The 22,453-nt window shown below is 71.7% G+C and carries 17 protein-coding genes; 12 read left to right on the top strand and 5 right to left on the bottom strand.

From position 1 onward, the window contains the following. The first annotated feature begins 67 nt into the window (after positions 1-67). Complete coding sequence (locus KK087_RS14705) at positions 68-1,225, top strand: hypothetical protein (RefSeq protein WP_214566310.1); 1,158 nt, start codon at positions 68-70, stop codon at positions 1,223-1,225. Between the two features lie 19 nt (positions 1,226-1,244). On the opposite strand, the gene KK087_RS14710 is transcribed toward KK087_RS14705, so the two are convergent. After that, positions 1,245-2,774, bottom strand: coding sequence for a trypsin-like peptidase domain-containing protein (locus KK087_RS14710; RefSeq protein ID WP_250901161.1), 1,530 nt, complete (start codon positions 2,772-2,774; stop codon positions 1,245-1,247). Between the two features lie 159 nt (positions 2,775-2,933). On the opposite strand from KK087_RS14710, the gene KK087_RS14715 reads away from it, so the two are divergent. The 5 genes from KK087_RS14715 to KK087_RS14735 all read left to right on the top strand — a co-directional run bounded on the left by KK087_RS14715 (position 2,934) and on the right by KK087_RS14735 (position 7,096). Beyond that, a complete protein-coding gene (locus tag KK087_RS14715; RefSeq protein WP_214566311.1) occupies positions 2,934-3,968 on the top strand; it encodes a FecCD family ABC transporter permease in 1,035 nt (344 codons plus the stop codon). A gap of 65 nt (positions 3,969-4,033) precedes the next feature. Continuing rightward, positions 4,034-5,032 carry a FecCD family ABC transporter permease gene (locus KK087_RS14720; RefSeq protein WP_214566312.1) on the top strand — a complete coding sequence of 333 codons (999 nt, stop codon included), beginning with the start codon at positions 4,034-4,036 and terminating at the stop codon, positions 5,030-5,032. Positions 5,033-5,167: 135 nt separating this feature from the next. Beyond that, positions 5,168-5,647, top strand: coding sequence for an FHA domain-containing protein (locus KK087_RS14725; protein WP_051596676.1), 480 nt, complete (start codon positions 5,168-5,170; stop codon positions 5,645-5,647). Next, positions 5,647-6,351: a transcriptional regulator FtsR gene (ftsR, locus tag KK087_RS14730; protein WP_214530795.1), complete on the top strand. Its 705-nt coding sequence runs from the start codon at positions 5,647-5,649 to the stop codon at positions 6,349-6,351. The genes KK087_RS14725 and ftsR overlap by 1 nt, the downstream gene beginning before the upstream one ends. Positions 6,352-6,535: 184 nt before the next feature. Beyond that, a complete protein-coding gene (locus KK087_RS14735) occupies positions 6,536-7,096 on the top strand; it encodes a MerR family transcriptional regulator (RefSeq protein ID WP_027465231.1) in 561 nt (186 codons plus the stop codon). 751 nt (positions 7,097-7,847) lie between these two features. On the opposite strand, the gene KK087_RS14740 is transcribed toward KK087_RS14735, so the two are convergent. After that, positions 7,848-8,660, bottom strand: coding sequence for a ParA family protein (locus KK087_RS14740; protein ID WP_027465232.1), 813 nt, complete (start codon positions 8,658-8,660; stop codon positions 7,848-7,850). 60 nt (positions 8,661-8,720) lie between these two features. Here KK087_RS14740 and KK087_RS14745 point away from each other — a divergent pair, with 60 nt between their 5' ends. The 3 genes from KK087_RS14745 (at position 8,721) to KK087_RS17710 (ending at position 12,912) form a co-directional block, all read left to right on the top strand. Then, on the top strand, positions 8,721-12,131 hold the full coding sequence (locus KK087_RS14745; protein ID WP_214566314.1) for a pyruvate carboxylase: 3,411 nt from the start codon (positions 8,721-8,723) through the stop codon (positions 12,129-12,131). Between the two features lies 1 nt (position 12,132). Beyond that, on the top strand, positions 12,133-12,636 hold the full coding sequence (locus KK087_RS14750; RefSeq protein WP_214544938.1) for a peptide deformylase: 504 nt from the start codon (positions 12,133-12,135) through the stop codon (positions 12,634-12,636). 144 nt (positions 12,637-12,780) lie between these two features. Further along, positions 12,781-12,912, top strand: a complete 132-nt coding sequence (locus tag KK087_RS17710) for a hypothetical protein (RefSeq protein WP_258366694.1) — start codon at positions 12,781-12,783, stop codon at positions 12,910-12,912. Between the two features lie 510 nt (positions 12,913-13,422). Here KK087_RS17710 and KK087_RS14755 read toward each other — a convergent pair. Beyond that, on the bottom strand, positions 13,423-15,408 hold the full coding sequence (locus tag KK087_RS14755; RefSeq protein ID WP_214566315.1) for an AMP-dependent synthetase/ligase: 1,986 nt from the start codon (positions 15,406-15,408) through the stop codon (positions 13,423-13,425). A 121-nt stretch (positions 15,409-15,529) separates the two neighbouring features. On the opposite strand from KK087_RS14755, the gene KK087_RS14760 reads away from it, so the two are divergent. The 3 genes from KK087_RS14760 to KK087_RS14770 all read left to right on the top strand — a co-directional run bounded on the left by KK087_RS14760 (position 15,530) and on the right by KK087_RS14770 (position 18,746). Then, entirely contained in the window at positions 15,530-16,483 is a 954-nt protein-coding gene (locus KK087_RS14760) for an ROK family glucokinase (protein ID WP_214566317.1), read from the top strand. Positions 16,484-16,530: 47 nt separating this feature from the next. Then, entirely contained in the window at positions 16,531-17,256 is a 726-nt protein-coding gene (locus KK087_RS14765; RefSeq protein WP_027465236.1) for a lysophospholipid acyltransferase family protein, read from the top strand. A 104-nt stretch (positions 17,257-17,360) separates the two neighbouring features. Continuing rightward, positions 17,361-18,746, top strand: coding sequence for a class II 3-deoxy-7-phosphoheptulonate synthase (locus tag KK087_RS14770; protein WP_214530801.1), 1,386 nt, complete (start codon positions 17,361-17,363; stop codon positions 18,744-18,746). Positions 18,747-18,906: 160 nt separating this feature from the next. Here KK087_RS14770 and pknB read toward each other — a convergent pair whose 3' ends face one another. Beyond that, complete coding sequence (gene pknB / locus KK087_RS14775) at positions 18,907-20,982, bottom strand: Stk1 family PASTA domain-containing Ser/Thr kinase (protein ID WP_214566319.1); 2,076 nt, start codon at positions 20,980-20,982, stop codon at positions 18,907-18,909. Positions 20,983-21,064: 82 nt separating this feature from the next. Further along, a complete protein-coding gene (locus KK087_RS14780; protein ID WP_307860086.1) occupies positions 21,065-22,336 on the bottom strand; it encodes a LysM peptidoglycan-binding domain-containing protein in 1,272 nt (423 codons plus the stop codon). Positions 22,337-22,453 lie beyond the last annotated feature (117 nt).

Consider the following 22,453-nt stretch of genomic DNA (forward strand, 5'->3'; position numbering starts at 1 on the left):
CGCCCGGCCCCGCGCACCCCGGCGAGCCGCACGCCCCCGCGCCCCGCTCCCGACATACGCTCATCCCATGGCAGTCCCCGTCCCGCTCGGCACCGAGGACCGCACCGCCCGCCTCACCCTCCGCCGCCCGGACTCCTGGCGCCGCGAGGACTCGGCCCAGGCGGACCTGCGCGTCACCGGCGACGACGTCGTCCTCACCGTCCGATCCCGCCCCAGCGACCGCGCGATCGGCGACGAGAACACCGGCCTGCTCGAACGGCTTCCCGGCTCCGTCGAAGGCCTGCTGCTCGTCGGCTGCGACCCCTGGACGGCCGCCGGCGCCCCGGCCCGGCTGGTCGAGTACGTCCGCCCCGACGAGCACGGCGACGTCGCCGGCACCCACCTGCTCTTCGTCACCGGTCGGCACCGCGTCGACCTGACGATCGAACGACCGCTCGCCCGGCTGCTCGAGACCGACGACCTCGTGCTCGCTGTCCTCGAGAGCGTCCGCGCCACCGAGTCGGTCCCGGTCCGCCCCGAGCGCGACCTCGAACCCCTGCCCGCTCCCGCTCCGGCATCGACGCCCGACGGGCCCCGGCTCAGCGCGGACGCGATCGGCACCCTGCAGAGCCTCGCCGGACGACGATGGAACCCCACGCTCCTCCGCACCGTGGCGGGCCGCGAACTCATCGAGGCGGGCCTCGTCGGCCGCCTCGGCACCCTGCCGGAGTCGACCCAGACCCTCCTCGAGCCCTGGCAGGGCGATGCCCAGCCGGTCACGCTGGAACAGCACCTGCCCGACGGGGGCGAGTCGCGCCTCCAGGCCTGGTCGCAGACCGTCGTCGACGGAACCGACGCGGCGGGCGCCGTGGTCGCCTCCGTCACGCCGGACCGGGTGGTCGCGCTGATGGCCGGGAGGCTCGGCATCGGTCCGACGTGGACCTTCCCGTTCCGCACGGGGTCGCTCCCAGGGCACCTGGTCGGCCGCAAGCTGGCCGGCGGTCCCGACGCACCGGACCTGCCCGAGGCCCTCGCAGAGGCGGACCCGCGCCTCGCGCGGTTCTGGGCTGCGCCCTGGACCGTCTCGTACCTGCGTCGCCCGGGCAAGCCGAAGCCGATCACGATCGTGCGGGCCGAGAGGCTCGGGTTCGCCCGCGTGGGGACGACGAAGGCCGGGGAGACCGCCTTCCGGACGGACTCCCCGGCGAACGTGTACCGGTCGGTGGTGCGGGCGCTGCTCGGCTGAGCGCGCCTGAGTTCTCCCGCTACGCGGCGGGGCCGGCGGTCAGGGTGACGGTGACGCTCTTGGCGGCGCCGGTGCTGTCGGTGTAGCGGACGCTCACCTTGTCTCCCACCGAGTGCGACTGGACGACCTCCGTCAGCTGGTCCGAGCTCGTGACCGCCGTGCCGTCGATGCTCGTGATGGTGTCTCCGGCGGCCAGGCCGGCGCTCGCGGCGCCGGAGCCCTCGACGGTGCCGGCGACGGGGACGCCGCCCGTGGTGCCGGAGGTGTTGCTGACCTGGACCCCGAGGAACGCGGGCAGCCCGATGGTGATCGTGCTCGACGACTCCCCGGCGAGGATCTTCTCGGCGATCGTCTTCGCGGTGGTGATCGGGATGGCGTAGCCGGTGACGTCGGCCGTGCCGGCGGACGCTGCCGTGGCCATGCCGACGACCTCGCCCTCGCTGTCCAGCACCGGTCCGCCGGAGTCACCGGAGACGATGTCCGCCGAGATCTCGATCAGGCCGGTCAGGGACTCGGTGCCGGTGCCGGACTCGCTCTGCACCTGGATGTCCTGGTCCGTCGCGGTGACCGTGCCCTCCGCGGCGACGAGGTTGCCGGTGCCCTCGGCGTTGCCGACGTCCTTCACGGTGTCACCGGTGCTCGGCTCGCCGTCGTCGTCGAGCGTGACGGTGGACAGCCCCGAGGCGTCCTCGAGCTTCAGGACGGCGACGTCGTTGGTGGCATCGGCCCCGACCACGTCGGCCTTGTACTCCTTGCCGGTGGTCTCGTCGGTGACGGTGATGCTCGTCGCGCCCTGGATCACGTGGTTGTTCGTCAGGATCGTGCCGTCGGAGGTCAGGACCATGCCGGTGCCGGCCGCCTGCGACGACTCGTCGTAGTTCAGGACGGTGTTGATGGTCACGACGCCCTTCTTGTCGGCTGCCGTCGCTGCGGTGGCGGGGGACTGGGTGCTCGTGCCGGTGCTGCCGTCGCCGCTGGTGCCGCTGCCGCTGCCGTCGCCGGGCACCGTGAAGCCGTTCGTCCCGTCGCTGCTGCCCGTGCCGCCGGTCCCGTCGGTGCCGGATCCGGTGTCGGGCAGCGTGGTGGTGCCCTGCGACTGGCTCGACGTCGTGGTCGTCCCCTGCGAGGACAGGCCGAGGGCGGTGCCACCGGCCGCACCGACGATGGCGAGCGCGGCGATGCCGGAGCCGATCATCAGGCCGAGCCTGCGCGGGCGCTTCGCGGTGCCGGGGCGGGTGGCGGTGCCGAGGTGGTACGCGGTGCCGGGGTGGTTCGCGGTCGCCGCCGAGGACGCCCAGGCGTGGTTCGCGCCGGCGAGGGCGGGGCTGCCGATCAGGTACGGGCCGCGGCCGTCCGGCGTGTAGGCGTAGGGGCCGGAACCGTCCGGGCCGTAGAGGTAGGGACCGGAGCCGTCGAACGCGTAGGCCGGGCGCAGGGAGGCCGGGTCAGCGTGCGGCGCCTCCCAGTGCGTCCCGGGAGCCTGCTGCTGCGAGGCGGGGGTGCCATCCTCGTCGTGGTCGGCGGCTGCGGGGTTCGGGGTCTCGTTCATCGGTGCTCTCCGGTCGTCCCTCGACGGCCCGGTCGGGCGTCGATGGAGACCAGTACAGAGCGCTTCCCCATGACGAGCCTATGAGCGAACCCTGCGCACGCTCCGGGCTTGCTCGGGGGACGCCGAGTGGGACTCCGGCGTTAGGGTGGCCTTACTTCCATGCCTCCGTCGACGCCCACGCCCCCGGCTCCCAGCTCCGTCCCCCGACTCGTCGGTGCGACCGTGCTGGCGGTCGTCGTCCTCGCCGTGGCCTGTGCGCTGTCGATCGCGTACGGCTCGCGGCCGATCCCGCTCGGCACCGTCCTCGACACCGTGTTGCACCCCGGCCGGAACGACGAGGTCGGGCTCATCGTGCTCGGCAACCGTGTGCCCCGCACCGTCGTCGGGCTGCTCGCCGGCGCCGCGCTCGGTGTCGCCGGAGCGGTGATGCAGGGCGTCACACGGAACCCGCTCGCCGACCCGAGCGTGCTCGGCATCAACTCCGGCGCCACCCTCGCAGTGGTCGCCGGCATCGCGCTCTTCGGGGTGAGAGGCACGGCCGCCTACCTGCCCTTCGCGTTCGTCGGGGCCGCCCTCGCCGCCCTGCTCGTGTACGGGATCGCCGCGGTCGCCCGTCGCGGTCTCTCACCCGTCGGACTCGCGCTCGCCGGAGCCGTGGTCGCCGCGGCGCTGGCGTCGGTCACCACCGCGGTGCTCGTGACCGACCAGAGCCTCCTCGACCAGCTGCGCTTCTGGCAGGTCGGTGCCCTCGCAGGCAAGGACCTCGGCACCGCGGGCGTGATCACGGTCCCGGTGCTCGTCGGCCTGGTGATCGCGTTCGCCCTCGGCCGGTCGCTCAACACCCTCGCGCTCGGCGACGAGCTCGCGGCGTCGCTCGGGCAGCGGGTCGTGCTCGTCCGCGCCGTGGGCGGTCTGGTCGCGGTGCTGCTCGCCGGGTCCGCGGTGGCCGCCGCCGGGCCGATCGCCTTCGTCGGGCTCGCGGTGCCGCACGCCGTCCGTCGGCTGAGTGGCCCCGACCACCGCTGGACCATCCTGCTGTCGGCGATCGTCGCCCCCGCACTCCTGCTCGTCGCCGACGTCATCGGCCGCGTCGTGGCGTACCCCGGGGAGCTGCAGGTCGGCATCGTCACGGCGCTCATCGGGGCGCCGGTGTTCATCGCGCTCGTGCGGTCGAGGGCGGTGCGGGGACTGTGAGGCGGTTGTTCGGCTCCGGCCGCCCGCGGTCCGGCGGGCGCCCCCGGTCTGGCGGTCTGCGCCGCTTGGCCGGCCTGCGCCGCTCGGCCGGCCTGCGTCGTGAGTTCGCGGTGCTCGTCGCCGTGGTCGTCGTCATCGTGGTGCTCGTCCTGGTCGGGCTCGGTGCGGGCTCGATCCCGCTCACACCGGGTCAGGTGCTCGCCGCCCTGTTCGGCCAGGGGGACCGGATCTCGGACTTCGTCATCGGGCAACTCCGCGGGCCGCGGGTGTTCGGTGCCGTGCTCGTCGGTGCCAGCCTCGGTGTCGCCGGGGCGATCGTGCAGAGCGTCGTGCGGAACCCGATCGCGAGCCCGGACGTGATCGGGATCACCTCGGGAGCGAGCGCCGCCGGACTCACCGCCATCGTGCTGTTCGGTGCCAGCGGCGGCACCCTCTTCTCCGTCGTGCTCGTCGGCGCCGTGGTGGTCTCGATCGTCATCGCCGGGCTCGCCTGGCGACGGGGGATCAGCGGCAACCGGGTGATCCTCGTCGGCATCGGCGTCGCGGCGATCTGCCTGAGCATCACGGGCTGGATGCTCACGAGCGGCACCGTCACCCAGGCCGGCACCGCGCTGCTCTGGCTCTCCGGCAGCCTGAACGCCGTCGACCGCGACCTGGTCGGGGTGCTCGGCGTCGCGTTCGTCGTGCTCGGCGTGCTCGCGCTGCTGCAGTCCGCCCGTCTGCAGGTGCTGAGCCTCGGGGACGAGGTCGCCGCCGCGCTCGGACTCCGGCCGGACCGGGCGAAGGTGCTCCTGCTCCTCACCGCCGTGTGCCTGACCGCCGCAGCCGTCGCGACCGCCGGGCCCGTCTCCTTCGTGGCGCTGATGGCCGCGCCGATCGCGCGACGCCTGGTCGGCGGCGGACGGGTGGCACTCGCACCCGCCGCAGCCGTCGGTGCCGCGATCACGCTCGGCAGCGACCTGCTCGCCCAGTTCGCGATCCCTGGCAACGCGCTGCCGGTGGGCGTGGTGACGGGCGTCGTGGGGGCACCGTACCTGCTCTGGTTGCTCGCGCGGGGTCGGTGACGCAGGGTCGCAGGTGACGCTGTGGCCGCTCGTGCGTTCGCGGATCGCGGAAGTCGCTCCACAGTCCCAGATCAGGGCTGCCGCTCGGGGGTTCGTTTCCGATACGCTGGTGGGCCAAGAGGAGGAGGTCCACCGATGCCAGATCCAGTGGTCCCGCAGCCGGGCGGTCAGAAGACCCCGGAGCAGCGGCTGGTCGACACCACGCTGACCTTCAGCATGGACATGGGAGCGGCGCTCACCGCCGAGTCCGGTGTCTCGACCGAAGAACGTGAAGCCGTCAACGCGCTGCCCTCCGGGTCGGCGTTGCTCGTGGTCCGTCGTGGTCCCAATGTGGGGGCCCGGTTCCTGCTCGACTCCGACGTCACGACGGCCGGTCGTCACCCCGACGCCGACATCTTCCTCGACGACGTCACCGTGTCGCGCAAGCACGCGCAGTTCCTGCGCCACGGTACGAGTTTCAGCGTCAAGGACAACGGTTCCCTGAACGGCACGTACTTCGACGGTGTCCGCATCGACGAAGCACTGCTCACCGACGGGGCCGAGGTCCAGGTCGGCAAGTTCCGCCTGACGTTCTACGCATCTCGGGTCGACCTGGCGCGCCTGGCGAACGCGTAGTGGCCGCACGGTCCGCTGCGGCCCGGGCGGGGTCCGCGGCACCGGACCTGCTCACGATCGGGCAGGTCCTCGCTCGCCTCAAGCCCGAGTTCCCGGACCTGTCGAGCTCCAAGCTGCGGTTCCTCGAAGAGCGCGAGCTCGTCACGCCGATCCGCACGGCGAGCGGGTACCGCAAGTTCTCCGCTGCCGACGTCGAGCGACTCCGCGTGATCCTCGGGCTGCAGCGCGACCACTACCTGCCGCTCAAGGTCATCAAGGACTACCTGGTCGACCTCGACGCCGGGCGCGAACCCGTCCTGCCGGGTGGCGGGGACGCGCCGAAGCCGTCGATCCTGGGCCGAGAGCGCCGCTACACCCGTGACGAAACCGTCCGGGCCGCGGGCGCCTCGCCGATGCTCCTCGCCGACGCGGTGTCCGCTTCGCTGCTCCCGGCAACCGACACCTACGGCGACGACGGCGTCTCCGTGCTGAAGGCCCTGGTCGAACTGCAGCGAACCGGCATCGAGCCGCGGCACCTCCGCACGCTGCGCAGCACCGCCGAGCGCGAGGTCGGTCTCATCGAATCCGCCCTCATGCCGGTCTCCCGACGGGGTGATGCCACGTCGAGGGCGAAGGCCACCGAGCTCGCGCGTGAGATCGCCGGACACCTGGAGATCATCCGCTCGAACCTCATCCGCCAGGCCATCGGACGTCTCGACGCATGACACCATCGGGCGCTCCGACAGGGCTTGTGTGTCAGGGGTCGGGGCGTATCCTCGACACGCCGGACGCGCCGGGTCGGATGTCCCGCGCGGGAGCGGTCGGAGTCGCTACCGTGGACCTCGGAACAACTCTCAACCCGTCGTTGAAGCTTCGGGTGGGAGCTCGATCGTCGTGGAAGGCAAGCTCATGAGTGGGAACGACACCCCTGGCACCGAGTCTGATGTGACCCGGTACGACCTCGGGCTGCTCTTCACCGATGGTCTGCCCGAGCACGACGAGCAGAACGGCTACCGCGGCACCGTCGCCGCACGGGCAGCCGGCATCTCGTACCGTCAGCTCGACTACTGGGCCCGCACCGAACTCGTGCAGCCGACGATCCGCGGGGCCGCCGGCTCCGGGTCGCAGCGCCTGTACGGCTTCCGCGACATCCTCGTGCTCAAGCTCGTGAAGCGCTTGCTCGACACCGGCATCTCGCTGCAGCAGATCCGCACCGCCGTCAACCAGCTCCGTGAGTCCGGCGTCTCCGACCTGGCCCAGACCACGCTGATGTCCGACGGCGCCTCGGTGTACCTGTGCACCTCCGACGACGAGGTCATCGACCTCGTTTCCCGCGGCCAGGGCGTCTTCGGCATCGCGGTCGGCAAGGTCCTGCGCGAGGTCGAGAGCTCCCTGGTCGAGCTCGACGCCACCGCCGCAGCTGACCCCTCCGACGAGCTCGCCGCTCGTCGGGCTTCTCGCGCTTCCTGACCCGCGCTTCCCGCTTCCCGCTCCCTCTCTCGCGCCCGGCCCGGGCTGAGATCTCACGACCTGCCGCGTGCGTGTCGCCGAGGTGTCGCGAACTGTCGCCTCCGACGCTGCCGGCCGACAGTTGGTGACCGCTCGGCGGACGTGAGCGGCATGTCGTGGACCCCCGGCGAACCGGGCCGGGTGTGTCCGCCGGGGCTGGGGCGGGCCTGCCAGCTGCCCGAGATCCCACGAACCGCCGCGTGCGTGTCGCCGAGGTGTCGCGAACCGTCGCTTGCGACGCCGCCGGCCGACAGTTGGTGACCTCTCGGCGGACGTGAGCGGCATGTCGTGGACCCCCGGCGAACCGGGCCGGGCGTGTCTGCGCGGCTGGGGCGGGCCTCCCGGCTGTCCCAGAGCGGTCGCGACCCGCCGCGTGCGTGTCGCCGAGGTGTCGCGAACCGTCGCTTGCGACGCTGCCGGCCGACAGTTGGCGACCGCTCGGCGGACGTGAGCGGCATGTCGTCGACCCGCGGCGAACCGGGCCGGGCGTGTCTGCGCGGCTGGGACGGGCCTCCCGGCTGTCCCAGAGCGGTCGCGACCTGCCGCGTGCGCGTCGCCGAGGTGTCACGAACCGTCGCCTGCGACGCTGCCTGACCACAGTTGGTGACCACTCGGCGCAAGTGAGCGGCATGTCGTGACCACTCGGGCGACGAGCGCGACGAGCGCGACGAGCGCGACGACCTCGCCCGCCCGACCGCCAGAGTGCAGCGACCTACGCGGCGCCGCCCTCGGCGTACGGGCCGATCTTGCCGGTGCGCATGATGCGCTCGAGCAGCTGGTCGAAGTTCTTCGCCATCTCCTGCGCGGACTCACCGGGCCACACGTGCAGCGGCTTCGCGGCACCCTGCGCCTGCTGGAGCGAGGTGCGCTCCGGCAGCTGCGGGGAGAGCACGAGGGGCCCGAACATGTCGCGGAGCTCCTTGATGCGGAACTGGTGCTCGAGCGACTGCACCCGGGCACGGTTCACGATGATGCCGAGGGGCTGCAGGCGCGGGGAGAGTCCGCGGCGGATCTCCTCGATGGCGCGCAGGGCGCGGTCGGCGGCGGCGACGGAGAACAGGCCGGGCTCGGTGACGACGGTGACACGGTCGGACGCGGCCCACGCGGTGCGGGTCAGGGCGTTCAGCGACGGCGCGCAGTCGATGAGCACGAGCTCGTAGTCCTGCTCGACGTTGGCCAGGGCCTCTTCGAGCTTCCAGATGTCGCGGATCGACGGGTGCGGGCCGTCGAAGTTGATCGCGGAGGGCGACCCGACCATGACGTCGATCTTGCCCTGCGACCCCTTCGTCCAGCCCGAGGGGGCGATCGCCTGACGGACGATCTTCTCCTTCGGGTTCTCGAGGACGTCGGCGACGTTGAGGTGGCCGGCGAGGTTGATGTCGAGGCCCGTGGAGACGTCGGACTGCGGGTCCAGATCCACCACCAGCGTGCGCAGTCCCTTGGCGAACGCGGCCGAGGTCAGGCCGAGCGTCACCGTCGTCTTGCCGACACCACCCTTGAGGGAGCTCACGCTGAGTACATGCACGTTGAGCAACGTTACCGCCACTAGGGTTGTCTCACCTCAACCCGGGCTGAAAGGGACGTCGTGTTCACGAAGATCCTCGTTGCGAACCGTGGCGAGATCGCCATCCGCGCGTTCCGTGCCGCCTACGAGTTGGGGGCCCGTACGGTCGCCGTCTACCCGTACGAGGACCGGAACTCCCTGCACCGGCTCAAGGCCGACGAGGCCTACCTGATCGGGGAGCGGGGCCACCCGGTCCGGGCGTACCTGGACGTCTCCGAGATCATCCGTGTCGCCCGCGAGTCGGGTGCCGACGCCATCTACCCCGGGTACGGCTTCCTGTCCGAGAACCCGGAGCTCGCCGCCGCTGCCGCTGCTGCCGGCATCACGTTCATCGGTCCGGGCGAGCACGTGCTCGAGATGGCGGGCAACAAGGTCACCGCGAAGGAGCACGCGATCGCGGCCGGCGTCCCGGTCCTCGCGAGCACCCCCGCGAGCCGCGACATCGACGAACTGATCGCCGGTGCCGACGCGATCGGGTTCCCGGTCTTCGCCAAGGCCGTCGCCGGTGGTGGTGGGCGTGGCATGCGTCGCGTCGAGACGAAGCCCGAGCTGCGTGACGCCCTCGAAGCGGCGATGCGCGAGGCCGACAGTGCCTTCGGCGACCCGACGATGTTCCTCGAGCAGGCCGTCATCCGCCCACGGCACATCGAGGTGCAGATCCTCGCCGACTCGACCGGCACCGACGCGGGCACGATCCACCTGTTCGAGCGGGACTGCTCGGTGCAGCGGCGCAACCAGAAGGTCGTCGAGATCGCTCCGGCACCGAACCTCGACCCCGCGATCGCACAGGCCCTGCACCGCGATGCCGTGGCCTTCGCCCGGTCGATCGGGTACGTCAACGCCGGCACCGTCGAGTTCCTCCTCGACACCGAGGGCGAGCGCGAGGGCCAGCACGTCTTCATCGAGATGAACCCGCGGATCCAGGTCGAGCACACGGTCACCGAAGAGGTCACCGACGTCGACCTCGTCCAGTCGCAGATGCGCATCGCGGCGGGGGAGAGCCTCGCCGACCTCGGCCTGTCGCAGGACAGGGTGCACGTGCACGGCGCGGCCCTGCAGACCCGCATCACGACGGAGGACCCGACGCAGGGCTTCCGCCCGGACACCGGCCGGATCAGCACCTACCGCAGCCCCGGCGGCGCGGGCGTCCGGCTCGACGGCGGCACCGTCGCCACCGGCGCGCAGATCAGCCCGCACTTCGACTCGATGCTCGCGAAGATGACGTGCCGCGGTCGCGACTTCCCGGCGGCGGTGTCCCGGGCCAAGCGCGCCCTCGCCGAGTTCCGCATCCGCGGCGTCAGCACGAACATCCCGTTCCTGCAGGCCGTGCTGGAGGACCCGGACTTCGCCCGCGGTGACGTCTCGACGAAGTTCATCGAGGAACGTCCGCAGCTCTTCGGCGGACACGTCTCGAAGGACCGTGGCACGAAGGTCCTCACCTGGCTCGCCGACGTCACGGTGAACAAGCCGAACGGCGAGCGGTCGCCGCTGGTCACCGATCCGGCCGACAAGCTCCCTGCCCTCGACCTGACGACGCCGGTGCCCGAGGGTCAGCGTGACCGCCTGCTGGCGATGGGTCCGGTCGAGTGGTCGAAGGCCCTCCGCGCCCAGACGGCCCTCGCGGTGACCGAGACGACGATGCGGGACGCCCACCAGTCACTCCTCGCCACCCGGGTCCGCACGAAGGACCTCGTCGCCGTCGCGCCGCACGTCGCGCGGCTCACCCCGCAGCTGCTGAGCGTCGAAGCCTGGGGCGGTGCTACCTACGACGTGGCGCTCCGGTTCCTCGGCGAGGACCCCTGGGAGCGCCTGACCGCCCTCCGTGCGGCGATGCCGAACATCCCGATCCAGATGCTGCTGCGCGGTCGCAACACCGTCGGGTACACGCCCTACCCGACCGAGGTCACCGACGCCTTCGTCGACGAGGCGGCTCGGTCCGGCGTCGACGTCTTCCGCGTGTTCGACGCGTTGAACGACGTCAGCCAGCTGCGTCCAGCCCTGGAGGCCGTGCTCGCGACCGGCACGGCCGTCGCCGAGGCGGCGCTCTGCTACACCGCCGACCTCCTCGACCCCGCCGAGGACCTCTACACGCTCGACTACTACCTCCGCCTGGCGGAGCAGATGGTCGAGGCTGGCGCGCACGTCATCGGCATCAAGGACATGGCGGGGCTCCTCCGTGCCGGTGCGGCCGAGAAGCTCGTCACCGCCCTGCGGGAGCGCTTCGACCAGCCCGTGCACGTGCACACCCACGACACCGCCGGCGGCCAGCTCGCGACCCTGCTCGCCGCCGCGCGGGCCGGGGCCGACGCGGTCGACGTGGCCGCGGCGCCGATGGCCGGCACGACGAGCCAGCCGAGCATGTCCGCCCTGGTCGCAGCCCTGGCCCACACCGAGCGCGACACCGGCCTGTCCCTCGACGCCGTCGGTGACCTCGAGCCGTACTGGGAGTCGGTCCGTCGTGTCTACGCCCCGTTCGAGTCCGGTCTCGCCGGTCCGACCGGGCGTGTCTACAAGCACGAGATCCCCGGCGGGCAGCTGTCGAACCTCCGCCAGCAGGCCATCGCCCTCGGACTCGGCGACCGGTTCGAGCAGGTCGAGGACTGGTACGCCGAGGCGAACCGGATCCTCGGACGCCCCACCAAGGTGACGCCGTCGTCGAAGGTCGTCGGAGACCTCGCGCTGCAGCTCGCCGCGGTCGGTGCCGACCCGGTCGACTTCGAGCAGAACCCCGACAAGTACGACATCCCGGACTCCGTGATCGGGTTCATGGCCGGCGAGCTGGGCGACCTGCCCGGCGGCTGGCCCGAGCCGTTCCGCTCGAAGGTCCTGGCCGGGCGCGAGGTCCGACTCGAGATCACACCGGTGCCCGCGGACGAACGGGCACACCTGGAGGCGCCCGGGCCCGATCGGCAGCAGGCCCTCAACCGTCTGCTCTTCCCACAGCCCACGCAGCAGTTCGCGCGGGTCCGGGAGCAGTACGGCGACCTCTCCGTCGTGCCGACCGTCGACTACCTGTACGGGCTGCGCCCCGGGCAGGAGCACAGCGTGCCGCTCGGCAAGGGCGTCGACCTGTTCGTCGGGCTCGAGGCGATCGGCGAGGTGGACGACAAGGGCATCCGCACGGTCATGGCGACGATGAACGGGCAGCTCCGCCCGGTCGCCGTCCGCGACCGTTCGGTCGAGGTCGAGACGAAGGCTGCCGAGAAGGCCGACCCGTCCGACCCCAAGCACGTGGCCGCGCCGTTCTCCGGCGTGGTGACGCTCAAGGTCGCCGTCGGTGACGTCGTCGAGGCCGGTGCGGCCGTGGCGAGCATCGAGGCGATGAAGATGGAAGCGGCCATCACGGCGCCCGTGTCGGGCACCGTCGGCCGACTCGCGATCCCGGTGACCCAGCAGGTGGACGCCGGCGACCTCCTGGTGGTGCTGCAGTAAATTGACCGTCCGTCCCATCCGCCTGTTCGGCGACCCCATCCTCCGTTCGCCGGCCGACCAGATCCGACCCGAACTGCTCGGCAGCCCCGGCGTCCGTGACCTCGTGCAGGACCTCGTCGACACCGTCGAGGAACCCGGGCGTGCCGGTGTGGCCGCGCCGCAGATCGGCGTCGGGCTCCGCGCGTTCTCGTACAACGTCGACGGCGAGGTCGGCTACGTGCTCAACCCCGAGCTCGTCGAGGTCTCCGGGGAGCCCGAGCTCATGGAAGAAGGGTGCCTCTCCGTCCCGGGGCTCGGCTACCCGACGCGCCGGTACCCGTACGCGAAGGTGCGCGGCGTCGACGTCGACGGCGACGAGGTCGTGCTCGAGGGCACCGGCCTGATGGCCGAGGCGCTCCAGCACGAGTGCGACCACCTCGACGGCACGGTCTACGTGATGACGCTCGACCCCGAGATCCGGCGGCAGGCACTGCGCGACATCCGCGCGCAGGACTGGTTCCACTGAGCGCTCGCACAGGCCCGCGTTCGCGGGCTGTGAACTCGGGTGTGACACCCCCACGGGGGATTGTCGCTTTGTCCTGACGAGGAGGTACCGTGCTGCTGTCGGCCTCCCACCGACACACCATCCCATCCCCCCCAGGACTCCCGCATGACCAGTCAGAACGACGAGCTGAGCTCGCACCGCACCCGCACCAACCGTCGACCTGCCGAGACCACCGTCACGACCGGTTCGACCGCCGTCCTCGACGCCCCCGCGACGGAGCAGTCGCAGGAGGCCTGACCCCCGCAGGCGCCCCCGGCGCCCGCTGAACGGCCTGGAGGCCCGGACCACGTCCGACGGACGTGGTCCGGGCCTCCAGGCCGTTGCGCTGCACCGCCGCGCGCACCTGGCGGAATCGGGCGTACCTGGTCGGAAGAATCGACCCGGTACGCCCGAATCGACCCGGTGCGCCCGGACCGACCGGGTGGCGGGGGCGGCCCCGCGCGTACCTGGGGAAACGGGGCGTACCTGGTCGAAAGAACTGACCCGGTACGCCCGGAACGACCCGGATCGACCCGGTAGGCCCGAAACGACTAGGTACGCCTGACTGCGCCCGGTCATCGGGGTCGCGCCCCGCGCGTGGCAACCCCTGGAGGCCCGGCGCAGGTCCGCCGGACCGGCACCGGGCCTCCAGGCGTTTGCGTCTGCAACCCGCGCGTGCCTGGCGGAATCGGGCGTACCTGGTCGGAAGAACCGACCTGGTACGCCCGGATCGACCCGGTACGCCCGACGCCCGACGCCCGACGCCCGCTACGAGCGGTTGCGGCGCCGGCCCTCGATGACGGGCGTCGCCGTCGTCTGCACCTTCGACCCGGAGTAGATGTGGTCGATGTCGGCGGCGAAGTCCTTCAGGATCACCGGCCGCTTGATCGTCAGCTTCGGCGTGAGGTGTCCCGAGCCCTCGGTGAGGTCCGTGTCGAGGATCGTGAACGACCGGACCGACTCGGCGCGCGAGACCCGACCGTTCGCGGCGTCGATGGCCTCCTGCACGGCGGAGAGCACCCGCTCGTCGTAGGCGGCCTCGTGCGCGGACAGGGCCGGCGTGATGCCGCGGGTCTCGCACCACCCGGGCAGCATCTCCCGGTCGAGGGTCACGAGGGCGGCGACGAACGGCTTGCCCTCGCCGACGACCACGACCTGGCCGATGAGCGGGTGCTCGCGGATGCCGTCCTCGAGCGGTGCCGGCGCGACGTTCTTGCCGCTCGCGGTGACGATGAGTTCCTTGGCGCGGCCGGTGACCGTGAGCACCCCGTCCGCGTCGATCCGGCCGAGGTCGCCGGTGCGGAACCATCCGTCGACGAATGCCTTCTCGGTCGCCTCGTCGTTGCGCCAGTACCGGTCGAAGACGTCGACGCCGCGGATCAGGATCTCGCCGTCGTCGGCGATCCGGACCTCGATGCCGGGCAGCGCGCGGCCGACCGTCCCGATGCGGAGCTCCCGGGCGCGGTTGACCGTGGCGGGGGCCGTCGTCTCCGTCAGGCCGTAGCCCTCGAGGATGAGCACCCCGATCGACCGGAAGAAGTGCGAGAGCCGCGGGGAGAGCGGAGCCGACCCGCTGACCGCGTACTCGACCCGGCCGCCGAGCGCGTCGCGGAGCTTGGCGTACACGAGCCGGTCGAACAGCTTGAACTTCAGCCCGAGCAGGAACGGCACCTTGCCGGCTGCGAGGGCCTCGGAGTGCGCGACCGCGGTGTCGGCAGCGGCTCGGAAGATCCTGCCCTTGCCGCCGAGGTCGGCCTTCTGCTCGGCGGAGTTGTAGATCTTCTCGAACACCCGGGGGACCGCGAGCAGGAACGTCGGCTTGAAGGTCGAGACCGCGCGCATCAGGTCCTTGGTGTCCGGCTCGTGGCCGACGAGGACGCCGGCGGACACCGACATCGCGGCGATGAACCGGGCGAAGACGTGGGCGAGCGGGATGAACAGCAGGGTGGACGCACCGTCGGCGACGACCTCGGGCATCGCCTCGCTCGCGCCCTCCACCGTGGCGGTGAAGTTGTCGTGCCGCAGGACGCAGCCCTTCGGGCGGCCCGTGCTGCCCGAGGTGTAGATGATCGTGGCGTCGTCGTGGCCGTGCACGTTCGCGGTGCGGGCGTCGAGCTGGTCGTCGGAGACGTCCTCGCCGAGTCGCGTCAGGTCGTCGAGGCCGCCGCCGTCGATCGTCCAGTGCTGACCGAGGGCCGGCAGGTCGGGTGCGATGGAGGCGACGCGGCGGGCGTGCTCCTCCTGCTCGACCACGATGGCGACCGCCTCCGAGTCGGACAGGATCCAGCGCACCTGGTCGGGGGAACTCGTCTCGTACACGGGGACGGACACCAGGCCGGCTGTCCACACGGCGAAGTCGACCAGGGTCCACTCGAGGCGGGTGCGCGACAGGATCGCGACGTGCGCGCCCGGTTCGAGACCGGCGGCCACGAAGCCCTTAGCGATGCCGCGGACCTTCGCGAGCGTCTCCGCTGCGGTGAAGGTCGTCCAGGTGTCGCCGTGCCGCTGGGCGAGGATCGGTCGCTCGGGCGTCAGGCGGGCGCGGTCGCCGAGGAGCCGCGCTGCCGAGCCGTGGTCCGGTGCGACCGGACCGCTGTGGGCCGCGGTGGCCGGGTGGTCCTGGGCCGGGGCGGCCGGGCCAGCGCTGGGCGGTGTGGCGTGCCTCCCGGCTGACGGCGTGGTCCCGGTGGCCGCGCTGCCAGCGGTGGCCGTGTCGGTGGAGGCGCTGCTGCGTGCAGGACGCTGATCGTTCACGGTGACTCCCTTGTCTGCCGGTTCGACTCGAGTGCGCCTCAACACCGAGGCGACACCGCCAGCATAGGACGCCTGACCGGGCGTTCCGTGACTTCGCGGCGAACCGGTAGGCTCGTTGCTCGTGCACGCCATCGGAATCGACATCGGGGGCACCAAGATCGCGGGTGCGGTCGTGACGGAACTGGGCGAGATCGTCGCCGAGGACCGCGTGGCCACCAACGCTGCGGACCCGAACGCCATGCTCGACGACGTCGTCTCGATGGTCGAGCGACTCAGCTCGCTCCACCAGGTCGGCGCCGTGGGGGTCGCAGCCCCCGGGTTCATCGACGCCTCGCAGTCGATCGTCTACTACACGCCGAACATCCGGTGGCGGAACGAACCGCTCCGCCAGAAGCTGCAGCAGCGCCTCGGCGACCTGCACATCACGGTGGACAACGACGCGAACGCCGCCGGCTGGGCCGAGTTCCGCTTCGGTGCCGGTCGGCTCGTGTCCGACATGACCATGCTCACCATCGGCACCGGCGTCGGCGGCGCCATCGTGACCGAGGACCGCCTGTTCCGCGGCGGCTTCGGCACCGGCGGTGAGATCGGGCACCTCCGCATCGTTCCGAACGGCCTGCCCTGCGGCTGCGGCGCCCGCGGCTGCATCGAGCAGTACGGCTCCGGCCGTGCCCTGCAGCGCATGGCGAACGACGTCGCCGACGCCGGCGGTATCGGGTCGGCCCTGGCCGACGCCCGCGCCGACAACGGCGGCCAGCTCGACGGCAAGATCGTGGGCGACCTCATCCTGGCCGACGACCCGGGTGCCCTCGCGGCCCTCCGTCGGCTCGGTCGGCACCTCGGCGAGGCCTGCGCGTCGCTGTCCGCGGTGCTCGACCCGCAGCTCTTCGTGTTCGGCGGCGGCGTCGCCAGCGCGGGGGACCGACTGCTCGACCCCATCAAGCAGGCGTACCTCAACAACCTGCCGGCCCGTGGCTACCACCCCGAGCCGGACTTCGTGATCGCCGAGCTCGTCAACGACGCCGGCGCCGTCGGTGCGGCCGACCTCGCCCGCATCCACGCCCGCACGGCGTAGCATCGGGCCTCCCCACCACCCGGGCCACCCACCACCTGGAGTCGTCGATGACCTACTGGCTGCTGAAGAACTTCGTGCTCGGTCCGCTCATCCTGACCCTGTTCCGGCCCTGGGTCGTCGGCCGCGAGCACGTGCCGGCCAAGGGGCCGGTCATCTTCGCGTCGAACCACATCTCGTTCATCGACTCGGTGATCCTGCCGGCGGTGCTCGACCGTCGCCTGTCGTTCCTGGCGAAGAGTGACTACTTCACGGGTCGCGGACTGAAGGGCTGGGCGACGAAGACGTTCTTCAACGCCATCGGCCAGCTGCCGATCGACCGCTCCGGCGGCAAGGCGTCCGAGGCGTCACTCCGCACCGGCCTGCAGGTCCTGGCGCGCGGCGAGCAGCTCGGCATCTACCCCGAGGGCACCCGCAGCCCCGACGGCAAGCTCTACCGCGGCCGCACCGGCATCGCCCGGATGATCCTCGAGGGGCGCGTGCTCGTCGTCCCCGTCGCAATGGTCGGCACGCGCGAGGTGCAGCAGATCGGGCAGCGCTTCCCGAAGATCAAGCGCGTGGGCGTCGTGTTCGGCAAGCCGCTCGACTTCTCGCGGTTCCAGGGCTTCGAGACCGACCGCTTCATCCTCCGCAGCGTCACGGACGAGGTCATGCACGAGCTCGCCGGGCTGAGCCGCCAGGAGTACGTGGACGTCTACGCGACCAGCGTGAAGGAGCGGGCGAGCTCCGCGCGCGAGGCCGTCATGCGGGAACGGAAGTCGACGCCTGCACGTTAGGCTCTGATGGTCCCGGCACCCCGCCAGGACGCCCATCGACGACGCGCGGCCACGTGCCGGTCAGCGTCGCCGGGCCGCCCGCACAGAACACCGAGGTAACGCCCTTGTTCGAGTCGACCGACTTCGTCGCCCTGCAGGATCCGGACGTCATCGAGGGGCTCGACTATTGGCGGACGCTCCCGATCAAGCAGCAGCCGACCTGGCCGGACGCCGCAGCTGCCGAGGCCGCCTCGGCCGAGATCGCCACGCTCCCGCCGCTCGTGTTCGCGGGCGAGGTCGACAAGCTGCGCGAGCGGCTCGCCGCGGCCGCCCAGGGCAAGGCCTTCCTGCTGCAGGGCGGTGACTGCGCCGAGACCTTCGCCGGTGCCACCGCCGACTCCATCCGCGACCGGGTCAAGACGATCCTGCAGATGGCCGTCGTGCTGACCTACGGCGCCTCGATGCCCGTCATCAAGATGGGGCGCATGGCCGGGCAGTTCGCCAAGCCCCGCTCGAGCGACTTCGAGACCCGCGGCGACGTCACGCTGCCCGCCTACCGCGGCGACATCGTCAACGGCTACGACTTCACGCCGGAGAGCCGGACGGCCGACCCGCGCCGCCTGGTGCAGGGGTACCACACGGCCGCTTCGACGCTGAACCTCGTCCGCGCCTTCACCCAGGGGGGCTTCGCCGACCTGCGGCAGGTGCACTCGTGGAACAAGGGCTTCGCGTCGAACCCGGCGAACGCCCGCTACGAGCACCTCGCCAAGGAGATCGACCGAGCGATCCGCTTCATGGCCGCCTGCGGTGCCGACTTCGAGGCGCTCAAGCACGTCGAGTTCTACGCCTCACACGAGGGGCTGCTGATGGACTACGAGCGCCCGATGACCCGCATCGACTCCCGCTCCGGCCTGGCGTACGACACGTCCGGCCACTTCATCTGGATCGGTGAGCGCACGCGTGACCTCGACGGTGCACACGTGGACTTCCTGTCGCGGGTGCGCAACCCCATCGGCGTGAAGCTCGGCCCGACGACCAGCGTCGACGACATGAAGGCACTGGTCGACAAGCTCGACCCGAACCGTGAACCGGGTCGCCTGACCTTCATCACGCGCATGGGTGCCGGCAAGATCCGCGACGAGCTGCCCAAGCTGCTCGAGGCGATCAAGGGCATGGACGCCAACCCGCTGTGGGTCACCGACCCCATGCACGGCAACGGCCTGACCACGCCGACGGGCTACAAGACCCGTCGGTTCGACGACGTCGTGGACGAGGTCCTCGGCTTCTTCGAGGCGCACCGCCAGGTCGGCACGTACCCGGGTGGCATGCACGTCGAGCTGACCGGTGACGACGTCACCGAGTGCCTCGGCGGCTCGGAGCACATCGACGAGGCCACCCTCGCCACCCGCTACGAGTCGCTGTGCGACCCGCGCCTCAACCACATGCAGTCCCTCGAGCTCGCCTTCCTGGTGGCCGAGGAACTCGGCGCGCACCAGCCCGACCGCTCGTAGCGCGGGAACCCCGGGACGGGAGGCCCGGTGCCAGCTGGCACCGGGCCTCCCGTCCGTCGTGTCCGCACGTTCCGGACCGCACCCGCGTTTCGGGGTGAGCGACACTCCTCGCGCCCGACGGCGCGTGAACTGTCGCTGGGCGCGAAACGCGCCCGGGCCCCTACTGGTCGTAGGACAGGGTGACCGTGTCGCCGCGGTACACCGTGGCACCGGCGCCCGGGTCGGTGCCGGTGACCGGCAGCGTCGACTTCCAGTCGTAGAAGCCGCACAGGATGTTGGTGCAGTCCGGCACGGCGACCTTGAGCCCGAGGTCCTCGAGGGTCTTCGTCGCCTCGTTGATCGTGGGGCGATCGGCAGCGATGTCCGGCAGCGTGATCGGCGCCGGGCCCTTCGACACGACGACGTCCACCGCGGTGCCACGGACGGCCGGGGAGTCCTGCACGGCCGCGGAGATGACCTGGCCGGCGGGGACGGTCTCGCTGAACTCCTCGGTGCGGGCACCGAGGATCAGTCCGGCCTCGTCGAGCGCCGCGGAGGCCTCGTCGACGGTCTTCCCGACCACGTCCGGCACCGGGCCGAGCGACACCGTCAGGGTGACCTGCCCGGTCTCGCCGTACGCCTGCACGGTCGTCAGGTCGAGCGCCTTGCCGCCCGGGGCCCGACCGGTCGCCGCGATCACGGTGTCCTTCGGAGCGTCGGCGGAGAACTCGTACCGGTCGTCCTGCAGCTCGAAGTCGTCGTCGAGCGCGGCCGTCACGGTGGAGAGCGGCTGCCCGACGATCGCCGGCAGCGGGATCATCCGCGGGCCGTTCGACACGACGATCTGCACCGACGTGCCCTTCTGGACCTCGCGCTCGGCGGCCGGCTTCGTCGTGGAGACCTGTCCCTTCGCGACGACGGCGTCGAACCGGGTTCCGGTCTTCGACGCCGCCTGCAGGCCCTGTGCTTCGAGCAGCTGCCGGGCCTGCGAGACCGACTTGCCCGTGACTTCCGGGATCCGCACGTTGCCACCCGGCCCGGGGCCGAAGTACCAGCCGAAGCCGGCACCGATCAACGCGAGCACGACGACCACGGACAGCAGGACCCAGCCGCGCTTCCGGCGCTTCGCCGACTGGTCGGCGAGCCGCTGTCCGGCGGGGGAGAGCACGCCCGGCTGGGCACCGGTCCGGCGGGGACCGGGGGCGTTGCCGCGGGGACGCGCGGGGGCCCGCCCGCGGTCGCCGGTGTCGCGGTCACCGGACCGGTCGATGATGGCGGTCTCGTCGGCGGCAGTGGCCCCTGCGGCTCCGGCCGTCGCCGCGGCCGCTGCGGCGCCGAGCGTGCCCCCGCCACCCGAGGGCAGGATCGCCGTCCCGTTCTCGGGCCGGAGCACTGCGGTGCGGTACTGGCCGGTCGCACGCTGCTGGTCGCCCGACATGTGGTCGAGCATCTCGCGGGCGTCGCGTGGGCGGTCCTCGGGGTCGCGTGCCGTCGACCAGGCGACCAGCTCGTCGAGCTCCGGCGGCACCCCGGCGACGGCGGCACTCGGCGCGGGCACGGAGTCGTTCGCGTGCTGGTAGGCGATCTGCATCGGCTGCTCGCCCTTGTAGGGCTGCTCGCCGGTGAGCATCTCGTACAGCATGATGCCGAGCGCGTAGATGTCGCTGCGGGAGTCGGCGGCGCCGCGGGTCACGAGCTCGGGGGAGAGGTACGCGATCGTGCCGAGGAGCGCCGCGCCCGTCGCCGTGTTCGCGGTCGTGGCCCGGGCCAGGCCGAAGTCGCCGAGCTTGATGCGGCCGTCGTCGGCGAGCAGGACGTTCTCGGGCTTCAGGTCGCGGTGCACGATGCCGGCGCGGTGGGCCGAGGCGAGCCCCGCCAGCACAGCGCGCAGGATGTCCGTCGCCTGCTCGGGCGTCAGGGCGTGGTGCTCCTGCAGCAGGTCCCGCAGCGTGATGCCGGGGATGTACTCCATGACGATGTACGCGGTCTCGCCCTCGGCGCCCTGGTCGTACACGCCGACGAGGTTCGGGTGCGACAGTCGGGCCGCCGACCGGGCCTCCTGGATGAAGCGCTCACGGAAGGCCTGATCGTCGGCCAGGTGCCCGTGCATGATCTTGATCGCGACGCGTCGCTCGAGGCGCACGTCGGTCGCGAGGTAGACGGTCGCCATGCCCCCGCGCGCGATGCGGGAGCGGACGCGGTACCGCTGATCGATCATGCGACCGATCATCGGATCCGTGGCGGCGTTGGTGGTCATCGGCGGCATTCTACGAATCGAGACTGCGCGAGGACGCACCGGCGCACCGGCCGTGACCCAATCTCGATCTTCCGGATGAGACTCAGAGGGTCGCCAGCCAGCCCTCGGCGGCGCTCGCCCAGTTGGCGTAGGCCTTCGGGTAGGCGGAGAGCTGCACGGCCTGGGCCGCGTCGGTGATGCTCATCGACGACCAGCCGGGCACGTCGAGCAGCCCGCGGGTCGTGCCGGCGTTCGGGTTGTTCCGTCCGCCGAAGAACAGCGCGGTGGCGTGCGCCGGGTCCTGCAGCTTCGCGGCACTGCCCCAGCCCTGGCTCGGACGCTGCTGGAACAGCCCGACCGAGTCACGGTCGCCGTGCGCCAGGTTGCGGAGGCTCGACTCCTGCATCGCGGCCGCGAGGGCGACGACGATGCCGCGGTCGGGCACCCCGAGCGAACGGCCGACGGCGACGATCGTCGCGGCGTTCTGGCGCTGTTCGGCGCTGAGCCCGACGGCGCCGCTGACGTGGGCGCTGGTCGACACCGCGGGAGCGGCCGTGGACGACGACGGGATGACGAGTGTCTTGCCGGCGTAGATGGTGCTCGTGTACGACAGGCCGTTGGCCGACAGGAGCGACCGGACCGAGACGTGGTGCGCAGCGGCGATCGACGCGACGGTGTCGCCGGCGCTGATCTTCACGCTCGACTTCGTCGACGGGGCGGACGCGGTGGACACCGAGGCCGTCGACGAGGACGAACCGTGCGGCACCCGGAGGGTCTGGCCCGGGTAGATGACGCTGCGCTGGGACAGCTTGTTGGCGCTGAGGAGCGCCGTCGTCGACACGCCGACGCGGGACGCGATGCCGGAGACCGTGTCGCCCTGCTTCACGTGGTAGCTCGACGTGGCCGAGCCGGAGTCGGTCGTCGACGTGGACGTCCGCACCGCGGCGGTGGTGACGGCGGGGGTGGACGCGAGGTGCAGCGTCTGACCGGGGTGGATGATCGTGTTCCATCCGAGGCCGTTGCGCACGAGGATCTCCTGCGCCGACAGACCGAAGCGGGCGGCGATGCCCGAGACCGTGTCGCCGTGATGGACGGTGTAGGTCGTGGGGGCCTTCGTGGTGGCGGAGACCGTCTTCACGACGGTCTGCGACGGCCGTGCTACGGCGGTGCCGAACACCGGGCGGTCGGTGACGACGCGGTCCTGGTCGACGTGGCGCTTGTTGTTCGCGTCGGCGTCGTCGTGGCGCGGCTCCGCGTGCGCGACCGGGCCGGTGAGGCCGGCGGTCACCGCGATCGTGCCGGCGAGGACGATGGGCATGGTGGCGAACCGGGCGGATCGTGCGCGCCGGGCGACTTCGTCTGCAGCGTGGTCCACGGGTTTCTCCTGATCTCGACTGAGCCGTGCGCGCGCAGGCGCGCACTCACAGGTGCCACAACGCTGGCATGGCCTGATTCCCAAGTCAACCAGAGAGTCAGATGTGATGGATGTGAC

The organism is Curtobacterium aurantiacum, assembly GCF_018598555.1.
GTDB classification, from domain to species: Bacteria; Actinomycetota; Actinomycetes; order Actinomycetales; family Microbacteriaceae; genus Curtobacterium; species Curtobacterium aurantiacum.